17 protein-coding genes are annotated in these 20,096 nt (G+C 35.4%); 6 read left to right on the top strand and 11 right to left on the bottom strand.

The features are described from left to right. Window positions 1–9: 9 nt before the first annotated feature. The 7 genes from ACFE0M_RS01635 to ACFE0M_RS01605 all read right to left on the bottom strand — a co-directional run bounded on the left by ACFE0M_RS01635 (window position 10) and on the right by ACFE0M_RS01605 (window position 9,250). Entirely contained in the window at window positions 10–1,533 is a 1,524-nt protein-coding gene (locus tag ACFE0M_RS01635) for a magnesium chelatase (protein ID WP_434544000.1), read from the bottom strand. Window positions 1,534–1,542: 9 nt separating this feature from the next. Next, a complete protein-coding gene (locus tag ACFE0M_RS01630) occupies window positions 1,543–2,640 on the bottom strand; it encodes a vWA domain-containing protein (protein WP_434543998.1) in 1,098 nt (365 codons plus the stop codon). Window positions 2,641–2,734: 94 nt separating this feature from the next. Continuing rightward, window positions 2,735–3,484: an NRDE family protein gene (locus ACFE0M_RS01625; RefSeq protein WP_434543997.1), complete on the bottom strand. Its 750-nt coding sequence runs from the start codon at window positions 3,482–3,484 to the stop codon at window positions 2,735–2,737. Between the two features lie 57 nt (window positions 3,485–3,541). Next, window positions 3,542–4,348 carry an SDR family NAD(P)-dependent oxidoreductase gene (locus ACFE0M_RS01620; protein ID WP_434543996.1) on the bottom strand — a complete coding sequence of 269 codons (807 nt, stop codon included), beginning with the start codon at window positions 4,346–4,348 and terminating at the stop codon, window positions 3,542–3,544. Beyond that, window positions 4,348–4,992 carry a sterol desaturase family protein gene (locus ACFE0M_RS01615; RefSeq protein WP_434543995.1) on the bottom strand — a complete coding sequence of 215 codons (645 nt, stop codon included), beginning with the start codon at window positions 4,990–4,992 and terminating at the stop codon, window positions 4,348–4,350. Before ACFE0M_RS01615 ends, ACFE0M_RS01620 begins: the two co-directional genes overlap by 1 nt. A 71-nt stretch (window positions 4,993–5,063) precedes the next feature. Continuing rightward, window positions 5,064–6,206 (bottom strand): N-acetyl-alpha-D-glucosaminyl L-malate synthase BshA, encoded by a 1,143-nt coding sequence (gene bshA, locus ACFE0M_RS01610; protein WP_434543994.1) that lies wholly within the window; start codon window positions 6,204–6,206, stop codon window positions 5,064–5,066. A gap of 92 nt (window positions 6,207–6,298) precedes the next feature. Continuing rightward, window positions 6,299–9,250, bottom strand: coding sequence for a glycoside hydrolase family 3 N-terminal domain-containing protein (locus ACFE0M_RS01605; RefSeq protein WP_434543993.1), 2,952 nt, complete (start codon window positions 9,248–9,250; stop codon window positions 6,299–6,301). 311 nt (window positions 9,251–9,561) lie between these two features. Here ACFE0M_RS01605 and ACFE0M_RS01600 point away from each other — a divergent pair, with 311 nt between their 5' ends. The 4 genes from ACFE0M_RS01600 to ACFE0M_RS01585 all read left to right on the top strand — a co-directional run bounded on the left by ACFE0M_RS01600 (window position 9,562) and on the right by ACFE0M_RS01585 (window position 13,725). After that, window positions 9,562–9,891 (top strand): hypothetical protein, encoded by a 330-nt coding sequence (locus ACFE0M_RS01600; protein WP_434543992.1) that lies wholly within the window; start codon window positions 9,562–9,564, stop codon window positions 9,889–9,891. Between the two features lie 254 nt (window positions 9,892–10,145). Continuing rightward, a complete protein-coding gene (mutL, locus tag ACFE0M_RS01595; RefSeq protein ID WP_434543991.1) occupies window positions 10,146–11,993 on the top strand; it encodes a DNA mismatch repair endonuclease MutL in 1,848 nt (615 codons plus the stop codon). A 26-nt stretch (window positions 11,994–12,019) separates the two neighbouring features. Then, window positions 12,020–12,811 (top strand): rhomboid family intramembrane serine protease, encoded by a 792-nt coding sequence (locus ACFE0M_RS01590; RefSeq protein WP_434543990.1) that lies wholly within the window; start codon window positions 12,020–12,022, stop codon window positions 12,809–12,811. Window positions 12,812–12,816: 5 nt separating this feature from the next. Continuing rightward, window positions 12,817–13,725, top strand: coding sequence for a rhomboid family intramembrane serine protease (locus ACFE0M_RS01585; RefSeq protein WP_434543989.1), 909 nt, complete (start codon window positions 12,817–12,819; stop codon window positions 13,723–13,725). Window positions 13,726–14,171: 446 nt separating this feature from the next. On the opposite strand, the gene ACFE0M_RS01580 is transcribed toward ACFE0M_RS01585, so the two are convergent. The 4 genes from ACFE0M_RS01580 to ACFE0M_RS01565 all read right to left on the bottom strand — a co-directional run bounded on the left by ACFE0M_RS01580 (window position 14,172) and on the right by ACFE0M_RS01565 (window position 18,401). Then, window positions 14,172–14,999, bottom strand: coding sequence for an anti-sigma factor (locus tag ACFE0M_RS01580; RefSeq protein WP_434543988.1), 828 nt, complete (start codon window positions 14,997–14,999; stop codon window positions 14,172–14,174). After that, on the bottom strand, window positions 14,996–15,604 hold the full coding sequence (locus ACFE0M_RS01575; protein ID WP_434543987.1) for an RNA polymerase sigma factor: 609 nt from the start codon (window positions 15,602–15,604) through the stop codon (window positions 14,996–14,998). The genes ACFE0M_RS01580 and ACFE0M_RS01575 overlap by 4 nt, the downstream gene beginning before the upstream one ends. 179 nt (window positions 15,605–15,783) lie before the next feature. After that, the gene (gene lpdA / locus ACFE0M_RS01570) at window positions 15,784–17,175 is read right to left on the bottom strand and encodes a dihydrolipoyl dehydrogenase (protein WP_434543986.1); all 1,392 of its coding nucleotides are present in this window, start codon (window positions 17,173–17,175) and stop codon (window positions 15,784–15,786) included. A gap of 62 nt (window positions 17,176–17,237) precedes the next feature. Next, entirely contained in the window at window positions 17,238–18,401 is a 1,164-nt protein-coding gene (locus ACFE0M_RS01565; protein ID WP_434543985.1) for a glycosyltransferase family 39 protein, read from the bottom strand. Between the two features lie 60 nt (window positions 18,402–18,461). Between ACFE0M_RS01565 and fabG the strand changes: the two genes are divergently transcribed. Then, window positions 18,462–19,214 carry a 3-oxoacyl-[acyl-carrier-protein] reductase gene (fabG, locus tag ACFE0M_RS01560; RefSeq protein ID WP_434543984.1) on the top strand — a complete coding sequence of 251 codons (753 nt, stop codon included), beginning with the start codon at window positions 18,462–18,464 and terminating at the stop codon, window positions 19,212–19,214. Between the two features lie 353 nt (window positions 19,215–19,567). Then, entirely contained in the window at window positions 19,568–20,062 is a 495-nt protein-coding gene (locus ACFE0M_RS01555) for a hypothetical protein (protein WP_434543983.1), read from the top strand. Window positions 20,063–20,096: the final 34 nt, after the last annotated feature.

Below are 20,096 nucleotides of genomic sequence, written 5' to 3'. Positions count from 1 at the left end.
AATATAATATTATATATTAAAATCATCATCATTTTCAGATGAATCTTCAAAATTTAACATACTGCTTAACAGGTCTTTAAAACTATGGCCTTTGGCCAATGCATGTTTGCTAAGCAAACTATATTCTGCCATTCCATGTAAGGCAAATTCCATCATAAAGTAAGTTTCTTTTTCACTTAATTTTTTGTGGTGGCTCTTCACTAAATCTCTTAAACCTGGGATGCTATCCAATTTTTTATGATAATCCTTCTCTTGGTCATCATGAAAAAGGTCTATTTTTTTTCCGTCATTAAACCACTTGCTAATAGGTCTATATGGATTTTTCTTTTCCCTATCTTTTCGTAACTCTTCAGGATTAGGGAAATAATGATCAAATTGTGATCTTATGGCTTTTCCAACTAAAGTCTGTGCTACTATACCAGGCCCTTCTTGCTCCCCCTCATATACCAACTCTACTTTCCCTGTTATGGCAGGTACAACCCCAGTGAAATCAGACATCCGCACATAAACTTTTTTCTCATTATTAATCAATGACCTTCGCTCCGCAGCACTAATCAAGCTTTCATAAGCTGAGATAGTTAATCTTGCTGAAACTCCGCTTTTTTCATCTATATATTCACTGTTTCTTGCCTCTACAGCAATTTGCTCAATGAGATTTTTAGATAAATCGTTCAGTTCAACAGCCTCGTTTTGTTCATTCTTTATAGCGGCTTCTTGTGTTGTAATCTTTCTGCCAATTTCAATGGATTCAGGATAATGGGTTATTATCTGTGCATCAATTCTATCTTTTAAAGGAGTTATGATACTTCCTCTATTAGTATAATCTTCTGGATTGGCCGTAAAAACAAATTGAAGATCAAGCGGCAGTCTTAATTTAAATCCTCTAATTTGAATGTCGCCTTCTTGTAAAATATTAAATAGTGCAACCTGAATTCTAGCTTGTAAGTCAGGTAGCTCGTTTATCACAAAAATACCTCTGTGCGACCTAGGAATCAATCCATAATGAATGACCCTTTCATCAGAATAAGGAAGTTTGAGTGTTGCGGCCTTAATTGGATCAACATCTCCTATCAAATCAGCTACCGATACATCTGGAGTGGCTAACTTCTCAGTATAGCGTTCATCTCTGTGCATCCACACCACCGGAGCATCATTGCCTTTTTCTTTCAAAATGTCTTGAGCCTGCCTGGAAAGTGGTTGCATTGGGTCATCGTTCAGTTCGGATCCTCTTAAAACCGGAATGTATTCATCCAGTAGCAAAGTCATCATTCTGGCAATACGTGTTTTGGCTTGCCCTCTAAGTCCTAACAAATTAATGTTATGGCGGGAAAGGATAGCTCTTTGTATATCAGGGATAACGGTATCTTCATAACCCCAAATGCCTTCGAAAACATTTTCTCCAGCTCTCATTTTTTTGATGAGATTTTGTCTAAGTTCTTCCTTAACGGGTTTTGGTTGATAACCACTTTCCATTAATTCCTTAAGTGTAGTAATTTTTAATTTATCTTGAGTAGTGAGTTTTTCGTAGCTCATAAGGTTATTTCAGTATCTTTTTTTTCTATTTCTTTTATAATCTTCAAAAACTAAATTGCCGAGACCCTGTAAACTGCTGTAATAAGCATTTCCATTGTTCACGGTTGTGAATTCCTTTACAAATTCTTGTAAATAAGGATCAGAGGCAATCATAAATGTGGTAATCGGAATACCCAATCTTCTGCACTGAGCTCCTAAATTGAGTGTTTTGTTTAATATTTTCGGATCAAGCCCAAAACTGTTTTTATAATATTTGATGCCTTGCTTCATGCAGGTTGGTTTCCCATCTGTAATCATGAAAATCTGTTTGTTTTTATTTTTTCTTCTCCTCAATAAATCCATTGCTAGCTCCAATCCCGCTATGGTATTGGTGTGATATGGCCCTACTTGAAGGTATGGCAAATCCTTAATTTGAATTTGCCATGCATCATTGCCAAAAACAATAATGTCCAGTGTGTCTTTTTTATATTTTTTGGTGATGAGTTCAGCTAAGGCCATGGCCACTTTTTTGGCTGGTGTTATTCTGTCTTCACCGTATAAGATCATGGAGTGGGAAATATCAATCATCAAGACTGTAGAAGTTTGCGTTTTGTATTCGCTTTCTACTACTTCCAAATCATCTTCCGTTAGCATGAAATCTCCTAGACCATGGTTGATTTGAGCATTACGTAAAGAATCAGTCATGGAGATTTGGTGGAGTAAATCACCAAATTCATAATTTCTTTTATCGGTGCCGGGTTCTTCACCCAATCCTGTAAAATTCGTTTTGTGTTCTCCCTTTCCTGATTTTTTGAGTTTACCGAAGATTTCTTCTAGCGCACTTTTTCTAATATTTTGTTCAGTTTTGGCAGTAATTTCAAATGAGCCGTCCGGGGTTTTGTCTGAAATAAATCCCTTATTTTTTAAATCTTCTATAAAATCGCCCATTCCATAATTTCCGTCCGTGATGTTGTATTGCTTATCAATATTGGTTAACCAATTGAGTGCTTCGCTAACATCTCCTCCTGTTATAATCAATAGTTCATTGAATACATTGAACAATTGGTCAAAGGTGGTATCGGATAAATCTTTGTGGGCTAAATATTTTGTAAACCTGTATCCTAACATATCATTTCTTAACTAATTTAAGAAGATGAATGTTACTATTATTTGATTAAATTTATGGTTTTCAGAAGAAAAGGCTTGGATGTAAAATGAAAAATCACAATATGTGGTGTGAGAATTCCTGGTTCACATGCTGAGACAAACTAATTTCTTGGATGTGGTTTTCTAATAAATTATGATTTACCATATTGATTATGCCTTTTAGTGAACAAATACTGGTAATGCTTACCGTTTTCACTATACCTCGATCCATTATCATATCGTTTTGCAAGTCCCCATTTCCGGCATTACTGTGAAATTCCCTGATCGCCTCAATGGAAAAATCTTTATTTTCTCTCAACCATTTCTGAAACCATTTATTTCTATTCTCTATAGCCTCTTTAGTGTAAAGCTGAGCCGATGCCCATAAATGAGGGCTTTTAGGATCTTTTTCTTCTAAAAAAGTATTTTCACCATCCCATTTGAATTCAAGTATCCTTAATTGCGGATCATGAAAAAGGACAACCATTGTAAATGGCTCTATATCAGTAAAATCGTAATTTTTAAAGAATTCATCAGGTTTTATACATTCAATTGCTTCCATCACCACCAAACCTCTGCTCATTCTGTAAGGAGGCTTGAACTCATGCGGTTTATTGGCGCCATTGAGCAAACACACGCTTATTCCGTTGTCAGAAGTAGCAACCCAAGTACCACCAGCTTTTGGGTCTTTAGGGAATACAATATTCTTTCCTTCCACATGATGGTATGATGGAAAAAGTGAAAGACCTCTGTCCGGACTTTCATCTCGGTTGGTGGTCAAAATATATTGATCTTCAGAAAGCGGTAAATATGTTAGCGTACACATAATTTTGTAAAACTTCCGAATGATAGTAAATATTAAAATCTTTAAAAAGGCATTTCTTCAATTAGTATAAAAAAAATGTATTGGGTCAGGGTAAATGAATGAATAATCTAAAATATGTTCAATTTTGCTACTTTTAATAATTCTATTGGTAAGAACTTGAGTTGCGTTTTCAAAAATAGGGTAAGGGAAGTTAAAATCTTTGGCATTCTGGTGGAAGACTTCTTTTTTGCTAGGATGATTGGGGGCAACTCCGTTTAGAATGAATCCCCATTTATTTTGCTTTAATATTGCCGTTAATAAACCAACTGCATCATCTCTGTGAATGTAATTTACCTTTTGTTGATGTTGAGCCAATTTTTTGTTTGCATAATATTTCCCTGGAATCCTGTCATAGCCCAAAAGCCCGCCAAAACGAACAATAGTCAATTTTTCTTTAAAGTTTTTAAATAATAAGTCTTCAGCCTGAATAAGTGCTTTAGCCCTGTCTGATTGATAATCCAGTTGATGATCTTCATCTATCGGTTGATCAACTTTTGGATAAACAGAAGTAGCGCTTACATAAATTACCTTTTGATTTTCAGGGATATAATTTATGATTGATTTTATGCATTCAATATGGTGATTCACTCCTTCTTTAGATGTTCTAGGAGGGATGTTGATAATTAAATATTCCGAATCAAGAAAATCAGTTTTGAAATCATTATTAGGAAGTTGAATATGATATGGTTCTATTCCGGCTTTCTGTATGTCTTCTAATTTTGAAAGGGTGGTTGAACTTCCTTTTACTTTAAAACCTTCTGCAATCAATTTTCCTGCAAGAGGAAATCCTAACCAACCACAACCTAAAATACTTACTGATGCCATTATTTATTCTTTTTTGGGACGGTATTAAATACATAATCCCAAATCGGAGAAGATACTCCAAAATATTTGTCAGGATGCTTGTAATGATGAATACTATGGTATATCCACAGCCATTTCAGGAAATTTTTTGGGGGTTGATAGGCGTGAATGGCATAATGAATAAATGCATAAACAAGGTATCCTATTAGAAATCCTGGTACGAATGCAAATGCATAATTTTGCATGATTAACCAAAACGCAGCAAATATAATGCTGCTTATTAAAATTGCACCTGCTGGTGGCATCACTATTCTGTCTTTATCTTTTGGGTATTCATGATGAATTCCATGAAAAGTGTAGGTAATCCATCTTTTCCATTTTTTATCATCATCCATGTGAAAAACAAATCGATGAATAAAATATTCGCCCAAGGTCCAGCTAAAGAATCCGGATATAAATAAAATACTGAAAATACTAATTTTGATATCGAATTTGCCCATAGCTAAGTAAGCAAGATAGATCGAAATTACAGCTAAAATACATAATGGCAGAGAAAAATGACTTCTTGTCAATTTTTCAAGTAGAGGATTTTCAAATAAATTTTTTGTTCCTGTACTCTTGATTTTTTTGTTGTGTGTTAATTCCATAACTAATAAAAGTGACATTTTAAAAAGTTGCTCTTCGATTAACTATGTGATTTCAACGACTAAGTATGTAGATTGTTCTGTAGAAAAGCTTATGATGACCTTTCAGCCACCTCTTTCTTTAATATTTTGTAATAAAAGTTTTCATATAGCGGCAATATATTAGTGATATCGAACTTTTTTGCTCGATCTAGGGCGTTCTTTTTGAATTTATCTAAATTTTCATCAGCCAATATATGGAGGGATTTTTCTGTCATATCTTTTACATCTCCAACATTACAAGTGAACCCGGTAACGCCATCTATATTTAATTCTGGAATACCGCCAGCATTGGAGGAAATCACAGGCACTTCACATGACATAGCCTCTAGTGCAGCCAAACCGAAGCTTTCTTTCTCGGACGGCATCAGAAACAAATCGCTTACGGATAATACTTCCTCTACAGCCTCTAATTTCCCCAAAAAGCGTATGTCCTCACAGGTACCTAATTCCCTGCATAATTTTTCCATTTTTATTCTTTCAGGACCATCGCCCACAAGTAGCAACTTGGCAGGAATTATTTTTCTGACATTATTAAAAACATAAATTACATCTTCCACTCTTTTCACTTTGCGAAAATTGGAGGTATGTACCATCAATTTTTCACCATTTGGGCAAATGGCAGTTTTGAAATGGTCTTTTTTCTGCCTTTTAAATCTTCCTAAATCAATGAAATTGGGAATAACTTCTATATGTTGGTATATATCAAAATGATCTAAAGTGTCTTTTTTCAAATCTTCCGATACGGCCGTGACCCCATCAGATTTATTGATGCTGAAAGTTACGACTGGTTCATAGGAAGGATCTTTTCCTACCAAAGTAATATCAGTTCCATGTAGTGTGGTCACCACAGGAATATTAATGTTTTTTTCCTTTAATATTTGCTTTGCCATATAAGCGGCAGAAGCATGAGGAATAGCATAATGTACATGCAATAAATCCAATTTCTCGTGCTGGGCTACATCCACCATTTTACTGGCTAGTGCCAATTCATACGGAGGATATTGGAACAGCGGATATGTTCGGATATCCACCTCATGGTAGAATAAATTTTCATTAAAAAAATCTAAACGGGTAGGCTGTGAATAGGTGATAAAATGAACATTATGTCCATTTTTAGCAAGTGCTTTCCCTAGTTCTGTTGCTACAACTCCACTTCCACCAAAAGTAGGATAACAAACTATTCCTATATTCATTTAATTGATATTAAATTTTATGTAATTGTAAACTGAAATCTAAAAACGTAAGCCTATGTGAATATGTTTAAAATACTTTTTGACCAACTGATTTAATTTACATAATCCTTTTGTTGAGATTCATATTCAAAAATAGATTGATAGATTATATCCATAATTCTGGTTCTAATATTGGAAGTGATTAATTTCCTGTTATTGGCATCAGGATAAACCCTATTGGACAAAAATATGTAAACTAATCCAAATTCAGGGTCCGCCCAAGCTGCGGTGCCCGTAAATCCAGTATGCCCAAAGGTTAGGGGAGAGGCATAATGAGAAGTTGGGGAAGGCCCTTCTTCCTCTACCGGTTTATCCCAGCCTAAACCTCTTCTGTTTTCATCGAATTGCTTTCTGGTAAAATATGGTACAGTTCCTTTACTGAAATATCTAACACCACCATAGGTACCATCCCATAGATTCATTTGCATTAAAATGGCCAAATCTTTTGCGTTGCTGAAAAGTCCTGCATGTCCTGCCACTCCGCCCACCATAGCTGCACCTTGGTCATGAACCCAGCCTTTTATCAAATCATTCCTGAAAACTAAATCATTTTCAGTAGGAGCGATTTGTGTTTCCGGAAATCGGCAAAGTGGGAGAAAACCCATGGTGCTCATGCCCATTGGCTTATAAAAATTCTCGCTCAAAAATTCTTCATAACTCATATTCATCATGCGTTCGCTTATTTTCTGCATGATATAATAGCCCATGTCTGAATATCTATAATCATAATTCTTTTGCCATCTTGGTTTTTCAAGTAACTCAGAATCAATCACCCATTGCCAGATGGAATCGCCCAAGACTTGGTGACCATAGAGCCCAGAGGCTAATTGATTGGGATAAAGTGAGGCTTCGTGATTTTGGTATAAAGGTGTTTTAAGTCCAAACATATCATGCGTTTGCCTCCAGAAAGGAACATAAGGAATTAAGCCTGCCTGATGGGTTAAAATGTTACGCAAGGTCATATTCTGTTTATTGCTTTTTTTGAGTTCGGGCAAATAATTGACTATTTTTTTATCCAAATCAATAATGCCCCTATCATACAAAAACATAATACTTTGAAGCGTGGCTGCTACTTTGGTAATGGAGGCTAAATCATAGATAGTTTCATCATCTACTTTCGAATATTTATGATAGGTTTGATAACCAAAGTTTTTTTCATATACAATCTGTCCATCCTTTGCCACTAATATTTGACATCCTGGTGTGGCTTCTGTTTCAATAGCTTCTTGAGCTATGGCATCAATTTCAGCCAATATTTTCGGATCCATTCCTACATCGAAAGGATTGCTGTAGCCAAACCTATTAAGTGGTTTAGTATTGATTCCGGTTCCAGCGGTCATATTAGGAGCAACAGAAACAGGTAGTTTTCCTTTAATGGGTTTTGCCCCAAAAAGCATCTGAGGAGCCAGCTTTTGAGTGATATTATTATCTTCGTACATCATCAAGACATGTGGAAATGAATGCAAATATTTTAAACTGTAAGCATTTCCGAAAACAGTTAAAACTACATGGGTTTGCTCTGATAGATTTTGAAGGAAAAGTATATCCTCGGATTTTAATCCAAATCTTTTTGAGGCAGTATTATTCATTCCATGCAAACCGACTACCACTGTTTCATATTGGCTTAACTGATCCATCAACTGACTGTAATCACCCAGATCAAGGTTGTCTTTTGCTAAATTGTAGTGCGTGAAATCCGCATATTTATTTAAGAATTGCTGGAAGACACTGTTTTTATCACCTCTCAAAGACAGTGAAGCGAAATTGGTAGTGTCTAAAATATGAATAGGAAGAAAATTTTTCTCATTTTTCACTAATGTGGCCGCCTCTGCATAAAGTTTTTCGTTATGATTTTTCGCATCGGATGTATGCAGTTTGTCATATATATTTTCATTCGACAATTTTTTGAATCCATTATGTAAACCCAATTTATACTTAGCATGAAGGATTTTCTTGACGCTTTCCTCCAATCTTTCTTCAGACAAATCTTTTTGCTTTAATGCATTTTTAATCATTTTGACTGCATTTGGGACATTCATTGGGAAGAGCAAAACGTCATTTCCAGCTTTGAAGGCTAATAAATCAGTTTCTCCAGGGGCATAAAAATCACTCACGCCTTTCATATTTAAGGCATCGGTAAAAATGAGTCCTTCAAAGCCCAGTTTCTCTTTCAAAAGATCGGTCACTACATTCTTGGATAGGGTAGTGGCTTTGTTGGGAGTATTATCATAAGCAGGAATGTGCAAATGGGCTACCATCATACTATTGACTTGGTTTTCAATTAATTTTTTGAAAGGATAAAGCTCTATTTCATTAAGTCTGGCCGTATCGTGCTTGATTACCGGCAAAGTGAGGTGCGAGTCCGTATCCGTATCTCCATGTCCAGGGAAATGTTTTGCATTAGCTAAAAGCCCATTATCTTGCATACCCTTCATGTAGGCGACTCCTTTCTGTGCTACATTTTCTTTATCTTCCCCAAAAGAACGATAACCTATGACAGGATTTTTTATATTATTATTGACATCCACAACTGGTGCGAAATTTACATGAACCCCAATTAATTTAGCCTGACGAGCAATTTCAGCACCCATATCATAAATTAGATCATTATTCTGAATAGCTCCCAAGGTCATTTGTTTAGGGAAATTCATGGTGCTGTCCAACCGCATGCCCAAACCCCATTCAGCATCCATTCCAATCCATAATGGTATTTTTGATTTTGCTTGTAGCCTATTGGTAATGTTTACTTCCCTTCCAGGACCACCTTGAAAAAATATTAAACCTCCTATGTGATGATTTTCAATTAGAATCTCGAGATTTTTGATATGTTGCTCATCCTTATTGGAATATGCTGCCACCATAAAAAGTTGACCGATTTTTTCATCCAAACTCATTTTTTCATAAGTATTATCCACCCAATTTGGAAATGGTTTTTCTTGAGCTAAAAGGGAGCTTGATATAATTAATTGAGTAATAAATGATAGGATAAAAACTTTTTTAAACATGTGGCAGTTTTGAATTTATGATAAAAGCTAAATTAACATTAAGTTTGTTTCTTGGAAAGATGAATTCCACCAGATTGTTAATTATTTGCTAATTTGTTGAAATTAATTGAAATCATATTAACAGTTTGCAATTTAAACTTACATAACGATAGCTTCGTTCTTTTATTCATCAATTTTAAATAACTGATTATGAAGTGAGCTTAAATATTCGAGGGTGAAATTATATGAACCACCAGATGGATATTTAATGCGAATTCCATCCCGATAAATACGGGACAAGTTGTGACATTTAAAAATAAAACAATATACACATGAAATTTCCGTCCATATTTAGACTTCCAAAGTATCAAAGGTTTGAAATACAACCCCGATATTATGATCCTATTAAAGAAGACCTGGAAAAAAGAACTCATAGAATAAGGCAAGAACTAAAAAATGAAAGAAATGGCGTTAAAGCTGAAAGCATCCGAGAAGCATATAAAGCTAAAAGGGTCTCCAATCGATCTGCAGATTTATTCCAATTTTTAATGATCATCATGGTTGGTTTATCAATTGGAGGATACTTGATGTACGGTGCCAATGTCTATTTCGCTTTATTGCTACTGGTTCCTTTATATATTTTTTTAAGGAAAAGGAAATGACTTGTTCATGCAATTAATTCAAGTTCAAATAATTAATATTCATTTGTCCTACTATTCAATTAAATGATGGAGATGAAACCTGACAGTTAAGGGTAAATGATGGTCGGTGTGACACCAACCATGGTTTCCACTCCGGTCGGTGGCACACCGACCGGAATTTGAGATGGATAAATAAATAAACCTGATGGCTTGGTAGAAAATTTAAACCTGAAAAGTAGGGTAAGTTTAAATCTTGAATCTATAGATTATAATAAATGTCCGATATAATACAGTTGTTGCCTGATGCAATCGCTAACCAAATTGCCGCTGGAGAGGTAGTGCAAAGACCTGCTTCTGTAGTGAAGGAATTATTGGAAAATTCCATTGATGCTGGAAGCACTAAAATTAAACTGGTGGTGAAAGATGCTGGGAAACAACTTATTCAAGTAATTGATGATGGAATTGGCATGTCGGAAACAGATGCCAGAATGTGTTTTGAAAGACATGCAACCTCCAAAATCAGGAAATCTGATGATTTGTTTGCATTAAAAACAATGGGTTTTAGAGGCGAAGCCATGGCATCAATTGCCGCAGTTTCCCAAGTGGAACTCAAAACTAAAACTCCAGAGGCTGAATTAAGTGTTTTGCTTCAAGTAGAAGCTTCAGAAGTCAAAAATCAATCCCATACGGCTCATACCGGTGGCACGACCATCTCGATCAAGAACCTATTTTATAATGTTCCTGCCAGAAGAAATTTCCTGAAATCGAATCCAGTGGAAATGCGTCATATAATTGATGAATTTCATCGCGTTGCACTGGCAAATCCACAAGTTGCATTTAGTCTGCACCAAAATGATATGGATGTTTACCAATTAAATGCTGGTAAATTGAGCCAACGGATTGTAGGCTTGTTTGGAAAGAATTATCAAGAGCAATTGGTCGCTTGTGAGGAAACCACTGACCAATTAAAAATTTATGGTTACATCGGAAAGCCTGAATTTGCAAAGAAAACAAGAGGAGAGCAATTTTTCTTTGTGAATAACCGCTACATTAAAAGTGGTTATTTACATCATGCCGTGGTAAATGGCTTTGAAGGCTTATTAGCTAAGGAAGCACATCCATTCTATGTTTTGTGTTTAGAAATCGATCCCAAAAGGATAGATGTCAATGTTCATCCAACCAAAACCGAAATCAAGTTTGATGATGAAAGAATGGTTTATGGAATTTTGGCCGCCACTATTCGACAAGCATTGGGGGCGCATAATGTCGCACCTGCTTTGGATTTTGACAGTGATGTGAATTTTAGCTTTAATGCCCCCAGAAGAAATAGGGTTGACGAATTCTCGACTAAGGCTGCCAATTATCAAAAGTTCAAACAACCCAAAGATAATGATGGAGAGTGGGATAAAATTTTATCCAATTTTCAGGAATTAAGTGAAAAAATCACCAAGGAAGAAGAGAAGGATGATTTTATGGATGAAAGTCAGCAATCAATGACTTTTGGAAGCGCCATCAATGATGAAAGTGAGACCAAGCCAAACAAGAATGAATGGGCAGAAGCCAAATCAAGTATATTCCAAATCCATCAAAAATATATAGCCACTCAGGTGAAATCAGGTTTGATGTTGGTGGATCAGCAAGCGGCCCATGAGCGGATATTATTTGAGAAATTCAACCGACATTTACAAAATAGTGATGGGAGCTCTCAGCAATTTCTTTTTCCCGAGCAAGTGCAATTATCGGCACCAGATTATGCCTTGGTGATGGATATGGAGGAAGAACTAAAAGCTTTGGGATTCGTAATTTCATCTTTTGGGAAAGACACTGTAGTGATCAATGGGGCACCAACAGAATTGACAGATACCTCAGTAAAATCAGTATTTGAAGGCTTGATTGACCAGTTCAAGCATAATAAAAACGTGCTGAGTGTATCAAAAAATGAAAATATTGCCCGTTCTTTGGCCAAGAGGTCTGCCATAAGAGCAGGGCATAAATTGAATTCAGAGGAGATGAATGCATTGATTGATAAGTTATTTGCTTGTCAAAACCCCAATTATGCACCTTCCGGTAATTCAACTTTTATTATTTTTGACCTTGATAAAATTGCAAGCTTCTTTAATTAAATAGAATAAATACTTAAAAAAAATATATGTTCGCTAGACTTACTCCGGTTGTAAAAAACCTTTTGCTCATAAATATTGCCTTATTACTGATTCCTTCATTTATGAATTTAGAATTGGCTCAAATATTTGGTTTGCGCTATATTTTTGCGGAATCATTTAAGCCATTTCAGTTCATTACCTATATGTTTTTGCATTCTGGATTTGGACATTTACTAGGGAATATGTTTGCCTTATTCATTTTTGGTCCGATGTTGGAGCGATTTTGGGGCTCTAAAAGGTTTTTCATTTTTTATATGGTGACAGGTGTTGGTGCCGGAATTCTGTATGGTGTAGTGAATTTCATTGAAATGCAACAACTAGAAAGTGCGGCAGAACAATATATTGAAAATCCGAACTATGAAGGTTTTGTCTCATTCATTCAAGAAAATGCCAATTATGCTTATAAGCAATGGTATGATTTCATTGATGCTTATGGGGAGAATCAGGGTAAGCAAGAATACATTGATGCCAGTATTCAAAGGGTACAAGAGGTAGTTAGATTTCAAGGTAATGTTCCATTAATTGGAGCTTCAGGTGCAGTTTTCGGTATCCTATTTGCATTTGGATTTCTGTTTCCCAACACGGAATTGTTTTTACTATTTCCACCTATTCCTATCAAAGCCAAATACCTTGTAACCTTCTACGGATTATATGAGTTATATGCAGGCATACAGAATGTTCCGGGAGATAATGTGGCGCATTATGCCCACCTAGGAGGAATGCTGATTGCATTTATTCTGTTAAAAATTTGGCAGAAGAATAATACAAGATTTTATTAAAGAAGATGGCAGGATTTTTCGATGAGTTAAAGCAAAATTTTAAGAGGCCTAATAATGCCTTAAACCAATTGATCATTATCAATGCGGTTGTTTTTGTGGGATTGGGTTTGTTAAAAGTGATTGGAGCATTTTCTGGGGTTGAAGGGCTTTATGCAATTGTGGATGCTCAATTCACTATTCCTCCAGATTTGGGAAGATTTATTTATAGGCCTTGGACAATTATTACCTATGCTTTTTCTCATGCTGGATTCTTTCATATTTTAATGAATATGTTGGTGTTGTACTGGTTTGGTATGCTGATTTCCCAATATTTAGGTAGTGCCAAATTGGTTAATTTATATGTTTTAGGAGCATTAGCAGGAGCAGTCTTATTTATATTAGCCTATAATTTAATTCCTTTCTTAGCCGAAAGAGGTACAAACGGTATGGTAGGAGCTTCAGCTGCGGTTTTTGCGGTAGCCACGGCATCTGCCACCTTGCTTCCCGATCATAGGTTCCATTTAATTTTCATAGGGCCAGTCAAAATCAAGTATTTGGTAGCGGTCTATATAATAGTTTCCTTGTTAGGTTCTGCGGGACCGAATGCCGGTGGAAATATAGCCCACCTTGGCGGTGCAGGAATTGGTTTTTTATATGTTAGAGGATTACAGGCAGGTACTGACTTCGGTTTATGGATTCAAAGAACTCTAGGTTTTATCCAAAGTTTATTCAAATCAAAGCCTAAGATTAAAGTCACCTACAAAAAGAAACAGACAGCTGGAGCCAGTAAAAGCAGTGCTAAATCTTCCTCTTCCAGTTCATCCACCATAGAGCAAGAAGAAATAGATAGGATCTTGGATAAAATTTCCGAAAAGGGTTATGAAAGCCTTAGCAAAGATGAAAAGCAAAAGCTTTTTAATGCCAGCAAGAAGTAATTGGTAATTACGAATTAATAATTAATAATTAGGGCATTCCAATTCTTGTAAAGTTGCCTTTTTTTCAATTTACCTTTGCTCAATTGATAAATAAAAAAGATTTGTATTTACTCAGCCACTATTATACAAAGTTTAATCCCTCACCACGTCTCATCCAACTACTCCCTCTTGAAGGTGTTTTCACCTTCAATTTTCTGTGAGATTTCAGAGGCAATGCAAAAGTTTAGGTGAAAACACCCAAACGGGGAATATTGTAAAGTTTTTTTATGCCAGTAAAAAGTAATTACGAATTACGACATTTCAATTTTGGAATGCTATTGTAGTTACTGATTAACCTTTTCTAATTTAATAATTGGAAAAAAGACTGATAAATCATGAGAATTTAGAATGAATGATACTTTCTGATGAGACTACTAATTCGTAATTCCTAATTCCCATATTCGTAATTAAATCTGACCAATCACATACATCTTCTCCATGGTAGGATTTTCGCTGCCGCCTCTTGGCTCTAACGTAACAGCAAATGCAGAAGCTTTTCCTGTGGTTTTCATTTTGAGCAAGCGCGTCATATCTCCAGCCACATCAAATACGCCCATATCAACTGGATTACCGTCCACTATGGCCCACAATTGATATTGATTATCCATTTCATTGGCAGGCATTTTCTTGGCATTTAAGTAAACCTCATTTGTTTTTTTGTTCCAATGCACAAATGCTTGAGCTTCAGGGGCAATATCCAATCCTTTCATGGGTACTGTTTCTATTCCTGGTTGTCTGAGGATTTCAATATTTTCGGCATATTGATCCATCTGGTTTTTCACCACATTATATTGCTGAGCCATTGTTTGGTTTTGCGCAATGATATTGGATAATCTAGCTTCAGTAGCCTGCCATTGGTTATAATAATAAACACTAAAGGCTATTCCAATAACGGCTACAATACTTGCAGCAACGGATAGGTAGGGATAAATAGAAAAGGATTTAGTTTCCTTTTTGATTTTTTCTTGAACAAGTTTTTCTTCAGAATCAGCTTTTTCTGATTCCATTTCTAATCCCAAATCAGCAAAAAGTGCATTTTTAGATTTTGCAGGTGGTGCAATACTTCCCTTTTGACCTAATGCAAATAAGGTTTCCTCAGCCTCATCTAGGGCTTTTCTTACTTCCTCATGCTCTTCTGCATACTGAAGCAATTCTTTTGTTTCAGCTTCATTGAGCTGCCCCAAAACGAAAGCTTCGATTACTCCGGACGATATGTATGCTTCAATCTTACTCACAATAATAATTCTCTTAATGTACGCATAGCTGTCCTAGCCCTAGTTTTGACTGTCCCTAGTGGGATATCAAATTCCTCAGAAATTTCAGTTTGCGTATAGCCTTTAAAATACATTTGATCAATTACAAATCGAAGTTCGTCAGAAAGCTTATCTAATACTTTTTCTAATCCTATGCTATCAATTGACTGCTCTGTTGAATTTGCATTGTCAATGTTATGTACGTTATCTGAGACTGAATCGGTTTTACCTTTATTCTTTATTTCTTTGGATCGAAGTTTGTCAATGGAAGCATTTCGACTGATATTCACTAGCCAAGTGTATAGTCGTCCTTTTTCAGCACTATAAGCATTAATGTTTTTCCATGCTTTCATGAATACATCATGCAATAATTCTTGTGCAACTTCCTCGGATTTTACAATTCTGATAATAACACCATAAATAGCTCCACTATAATTATCATACAGATATTCAAAAGCACTTGATTTTTGTGCTTTCAGTTCCTTAATGAGAACTTCTTCTGATATTTTAACTTTAGGTGCTATAGTTTTAAAATTGTATTCGCTAAAATAAATGATATTCCGCCAATAAAAAAAGCTGTCATGCAAATTCAATTAATTAAATCTGCTTGACAGCTTTTTGTTTTGATAATGCTGAAGTATTAAAACTGTCAGGTTTTAAAAATAGATTCAAATGGTTGATGTGCCACCAACCATGGATTCTGCCTCGGTCGGTGGCACACCGACCGGAAACCATAAGGCAAGAGCAAGCTTCCTAGCTCGTGCTATTATATATGAATCACTTCATCATAAGCAGCTGCTGCAGCTTCCATCACAGCTTCACTCATGGTTGGGTGAGGATGAACTGTTTTAATCAATTCATGTCCTGTAGTTTCTAATTTTCTAACCGCTACAATTTCCGCAATCATTTCGGTAACATTGGCTCCGATCATGTGGGCTCCTAATAATTCACCGTATTTTGCATCAAAAACCAATTTCACAAAACCATCTTTGGCGCCTGCGGCACTTGCTTTTCCTGAAGCTGAGAAAGGGAATTTACCTACTTTTAGGTCATATCCTGCTTCTTTCGCTTGCTTTTCAGTATATCCTACTGATGCAATTTCAGGGCTGCAATACGTACAACCTGGGATGTTTTTGTAATCCAATGGCTCAGGGTTTTCACCAGCAATTTTCTCTACACAAATAATTCCTTCTGCGGAAGCTACGTGAGCCAATGCAGGACCGTGAACGATATCACCAATAGCATAAACACCATCCACATTGGTTTTATAATAATCATCAACTAATACTTTTCCTTTATCAGTAGAAACGCCAATATCTTCCAGACCAATTCCTTCTAAGTTAGTGCTAACCCCTACTGCTGAAAGTACCACATCACAGTCTAGTTTTTCTTCACCTTTTTTAGTCTTGACAGTCACTTTGCAGCCGCTTCCTTTGGTGTCCACTGAAGTTACTTCAGAGCTGGTCATGATATTGATACCAGCTTTTTTGTAGGTCTTAGCTAATGCTTTTGACACTTCCTCGTCTTCAACTGGCACAATTCTATCCATAAATTCTACTATGGTCACTTCTGTGCCAATTGAATTATAGAAATAAGCAAATTCAACACCAATCGCACCAGATCCTACAACCACCATTTTCTTTGGTTGTTTTTCTAAGCTCATGGCTTTTCTATATTCAATAATTTTTTTGCCATCAATCGGAAGATTTGGTAATTCTTTGGCTCTTCCACCAGTTGCTATAATGATGCTGTCAGCTGAATATTCGGATTTCTTTCCGTCAGCTTCTACTTCAACCTTTTTGCCTGATTTCAGTTTTCCGTAGCCCATTATTACATCAATCTTGTTCTTTTTCATCAAGAACTGCACGCCTTTACTCATGCCATCAGCAACGCCACGGCTTCTTTTGATCATGCCAGAAAAATCAGCTTTCGCATCTTTTACAGTTATTCCGTAATCTTCAGCATGGCTGATATATTCAAAAACATTGGCACTTTTCAATAATGCTTTTGTTGGAATACATCCCCAGTTCAAGCAAATACCGCCTAAACTTTCTTTCTCCACTATAGCCACTTTTTTGCCTAATTGGGAAGCACGTATTGCCGCTACATAACCACCGGGACCCGAGCCCACTACTATAATATCATATTTTGATGCCATAATATTTATAAATTAATTTTTGGATTCTTTTTTATTTGCAGACAAATTTAATGGAAAAGGGGCTAGAAAAAAATTTTAGCTGACTTAGGATGATGAATACTTCTATAATTCCATTGACTTACATTTTTGGCAGTTCTGGCTATATTATACAATAATATTGAAACCAATACTATTGAAATCATTACTTTGATTTTTCGGGAATTAAATTTAGACAAAGCTTCTTTGGATAGTAGTGTCAATTGTAAAATTATGATCGGAAAAATCGGGGCTAAAAATCTTCCTGTTTCACCTAGTTCAAATTTTGGCATGGTTAAAAATAAAATTATATAACCCATAAAAATGGCTAACGGAAGTGTTTTAGTTTTTTGAATTAAAAAAATTGTTGTTAGAAGCAGGAATAATATTACTGCTATTAAGGGAAATACTTCTCCTTTTAATGGAATAAAAAAACTTAAGAATTCAATCGAAAGTGTTTTAAGATTTATAAAAAAATCTACTGCAAATGGTCTATCAGAGAAATTAAATTCTTCAGGGAATTGGATTTTTTGGTTTATATTCCAAAAAATACTTGGGGCAACTATCAGTATATGAACCAAAGCCATTTTAGTCAAAAATTTCCAGTTCTTTTCCTTTATAGAAATAATAAGACAATACACTGAAAGGCCAACTATTATAAATACGCCAGCATTTCTTTGTAAACACATTAAAGCAAGTAGAATTGAAGATAGAATTAAACTGTAATTTTTCTGCTTGTATTGAAGCCAATTTTGATAATAGTATAATCCTGAAAATAGTAAGAAAGTGAAAATCGTTTCTGACCATAAGAAACTACTCATTAAATATGGATATACACTAAAGGTGAAAATCCCTAAACTTAATAAGGCTATATTTTTTTCATATAGCTGTTTAAAAAATAAATAGATGAATAATAAAGAAGATATAAAGCAAATTATGTGGAAAATATAATTGGCTGTTTCATTAAAGAGACTCAAAATAATAGGAAAAAGAGGAGGCCAAAAGGTATATGTTCCACCATCCCATGCAATAAATATTCTTTCTATCTGAAAACTTCGAGAGGCGGCCCAATAATGAAAGGAGTCTGATGTCCAGATTAAACCACCAAAAGTACTGTAAATATGAATGCCTAATGCAAGCAATAGGAGTCCACCAAATAGTAGCCACTCATATCTTTCAATCATACTTTTTCCCTCTATTTCATCTTTCATTTTCTTAATTAGCTTATTCCTTGTAATTTTAGGCTTTTTACAATCAACTACAAACCGATTATGACAAAACTATTAGAAGGAAAAACTGCACTGATTACAGGTGCTTCAAAAGGAATAGGTAAATCAATTGCTGAAAAATATGCTGAGCAAGGTGCTAATGTAGCTTTTACTTTTTTATCGAGTGTTGAAAAAGGGCAGGCTTTAGAAAAAGAATTAGCAGATGCTTATGGTGTAAAAGTAAAAGGCTATCGTTCGGATGCTTCTGATTTTAAGGCAGCGGAAGAACTGATTGCCAGTGTTGTTTCAGATTTTGGAAGCCTAGATATATTGGTTAATAATGCTGGGATTACTAAAGATAATCTTTTGATGCGCATGACAGAAGAAATGTGGGATGATGTCATCAATATTAATTTAAAATCTTGCTTCAATACCGTAAAAGCCGCCAATAGAACTTTTATGAAGCAAAAAAGCGGTTCCATTATCAATATGACCTCTGTTGTTGGGATCAAAGGAAATCCTGGGCAAGCCAATTATGCTGCTTCCAAAGCAGGAATTATTGGTTTCACTAAATCTGTTGCTTTAGAATTAGGGTCAAGAAATATCCGTTCAAATGCCATTGCTCCCGGCTTTATCGAAACGGAAATGACGGATGCCTTGGATGAAAAAACAGTTCAAGGATGGAGAGATGCCATTCCGTTGAAAAGGGGCGGAAGACCTGAAGATGTTGCAGATTTATGTGTTTTCTTGGGATCGGATATGTCTGCTTATATTACCGGTCAAGTCATTCAGGTAGATGGCGGAATGCTAACTTGATGAACTTTATAGTCAAAGAGTTATAATCCATGTAATGTTAAAAGCTGAAATGGTTGGTCTGCCACTAACCATGGTCCTTATCCTCGGTCGGTGGCACACCGATCGAGATTAAGGATTTAATGGTGATATAATCTGTTAAGGTTTGGTAAGTGCAAAATTCTTGTAAACTAAATCCAAACCAGGCATAATAAGGTTAAATCAAATATGTTTTATAAACTCTGTTTCTCTTATCCAATTAATTCCCTCGAACTTATTAACTTTAACAATCGTTAATTTGTGAAATTTATATTTGGTTTAAAGTCACCATAATTTCGTAAAGGCATAAGCTTTAAATAATTTAAAATAATTTATATATGTACACTAATTTTGATGATTTAGATAAAAGTTCAAGACTGTGGGTTTATCAAGCAGATAGAGCTTTTAGTGATGATGAAAAGAAGTTTATACTTGATAATGGGATAGAATTTGTTAAATCCTGGACTGCTCATAATAAAGCACTAAATGCATCTATTGAGGTTAAGTATAATCAGTTTATAGTGTTGGCAGTAGATGAAACTCAAGCACCGGCTACAGGTTGCTCTATAGATAAATCAGTTCATTTTATTAAGGCTTTGGAAAACGAATTAAAGCTAAATTTGCTTGATAAAAGTAAAATAGCTTTTCTAAAGGATAATCAGGTATTTTTAGAAAACCTGCCTTCTATTAAATCAAAGATAGAGGCAGAAGAGATTACTCCTGACTTATTAACCTTTAACAATATGGTAAGCAATAAAGGAGATTTCGAATCAAGTTGGTTGATTCCAGTGGGGGATAGCTGGATGGCTAGATTTTTGAAAGCAAAAGTATAATTTTTGCAACTTTTTCGTTTAATTTAAAAACCGA

Origin of the sequence: Marivirga sp., assembly GCF_051117495.1 — a bacterium.
Taxonomy (GTDB): Bacteria; Bacteroidota; Bacteroidia; order Cytophagales; family Cyclobacteriaceae; genus Marivirga.
The sequence above is the reverse complement of the archived record's forward strand: the minus strand, read 5'-3'. Positions and strand labels throughout refer to the sequence as shown.

What these genes read in the sequence shown, in the direction of transcription:
- ACFE0M_RS01605 (WP_434543993.1), bottom strand. Translation starts at nt 9,250, where the DNA reads ATGTTTAAAAAAGTTTTTATCCTATCATTTATTACTCAATTAATTATA.
- ACFE0M_RS01635 (WP_434544000.1), bottom strand. Translation starts at nt 1,533, where the DNA reads ATGAGCTACGAAAAACTCACTACTCAAGATAAATTAAAAATTACTACA.
- ACFE0M_RS01590 (WP_434543990.1), top strand. Translation starts at nt 12,020, where the DNA reads ATGTTCGCTAGACTTACTCCGGTTGTAAAAAACCTTTTGCTCATAAAT.
- bshA (WP_434543994.1), bottom strand. Translation starts at nt 6,206, where the DNA reads ATGAATATAGGAATAGTTTGTTATCCTACTTTTGGTGGAAGTGGAGTT.
- mutL (WP_434543991.1), top strand. Translation starts at nt 10,146, where the DNA reads ATGTCCGATATAATACAGTTGTTGCCTGATGCAATCGCTAACCAAATT.
- ACFE0M_RS01600 (WP_434543992.1), top strand. Translation starts at nt 9,562, where the DNA reads ATGAAATTTCCGTCCATATTTAGACTTCCAAAGTATCAAAGGTTTGAA.
- ACFE0M_RS01565 (WP_434543985.1), bottom strand. Translation starts at nt 18,401, where the DNA reads ATGAAAGATGAAATAGAGGGAAAAAGTATGATTGAAAGATATGAGTGG.
- ACFE0M_RS01620 (WP_434543996.1), bottom strand. Translation starts at nt 4,348, where the DNA reads ATGGCATCAGTAAGTATTTTAGGTTGTGGTTGGTTAGGATTTCCTCTT.
- ACFE0M_RS01615 (WP_434543995.1), bottom strand. Translation starts at nt 4,992, where the DNA reads ATGTCACTTTTATTAGTTATGGAATTAACACACAACAAAAAAATCAAG.
- lpdA (WP_434543986.1), bottom strand. Translation starts at nt 17,175, where the DNA reads ATGGCATCAAAATATGATATTATAGTAGTGGGCTCGGGTCCCGGTGGT.
- ACFE0M_RS01630 (WP_434543998.1), bottom strand. Translation starts at nt 2,640, where the DNA reads ATGTTAGGATACAGGTTTACAAAATATTTAGCCCACAAAGATTTATCC.
- ACFE0M_RS01625 (WP_434543997.1), bottom strand. Translation starts at nt 3,484, where the DNA reads ATGTGTACGCTAACATATTTACCGCTTTCTGAAGATCAATATATTTTG.
- ACFE0M_RS01585 (WP_434543989.1), top strand. Translation starts at nt 12,817, where the DNA reads ATGGCAGGATTTTTCGATGAGTTAAAGCAAAATTTTAAGAGGCCTAAT.
- ACFE0M_RS01555 (WP_434543983.1), top strand. Translation starts at nt 19,568, where the DNA reads ATGTACACTAATTTTGATGATTTAGATAAAAGTTCAAGACTGTGGGTT.
- fabG (WP_434543984.1), top strand. Translation starts at nt 18,462, where the DNA reads ATGACAAAACTATTAGAAGGAAAAACTGCACTGATTACAGGTGCTTCA.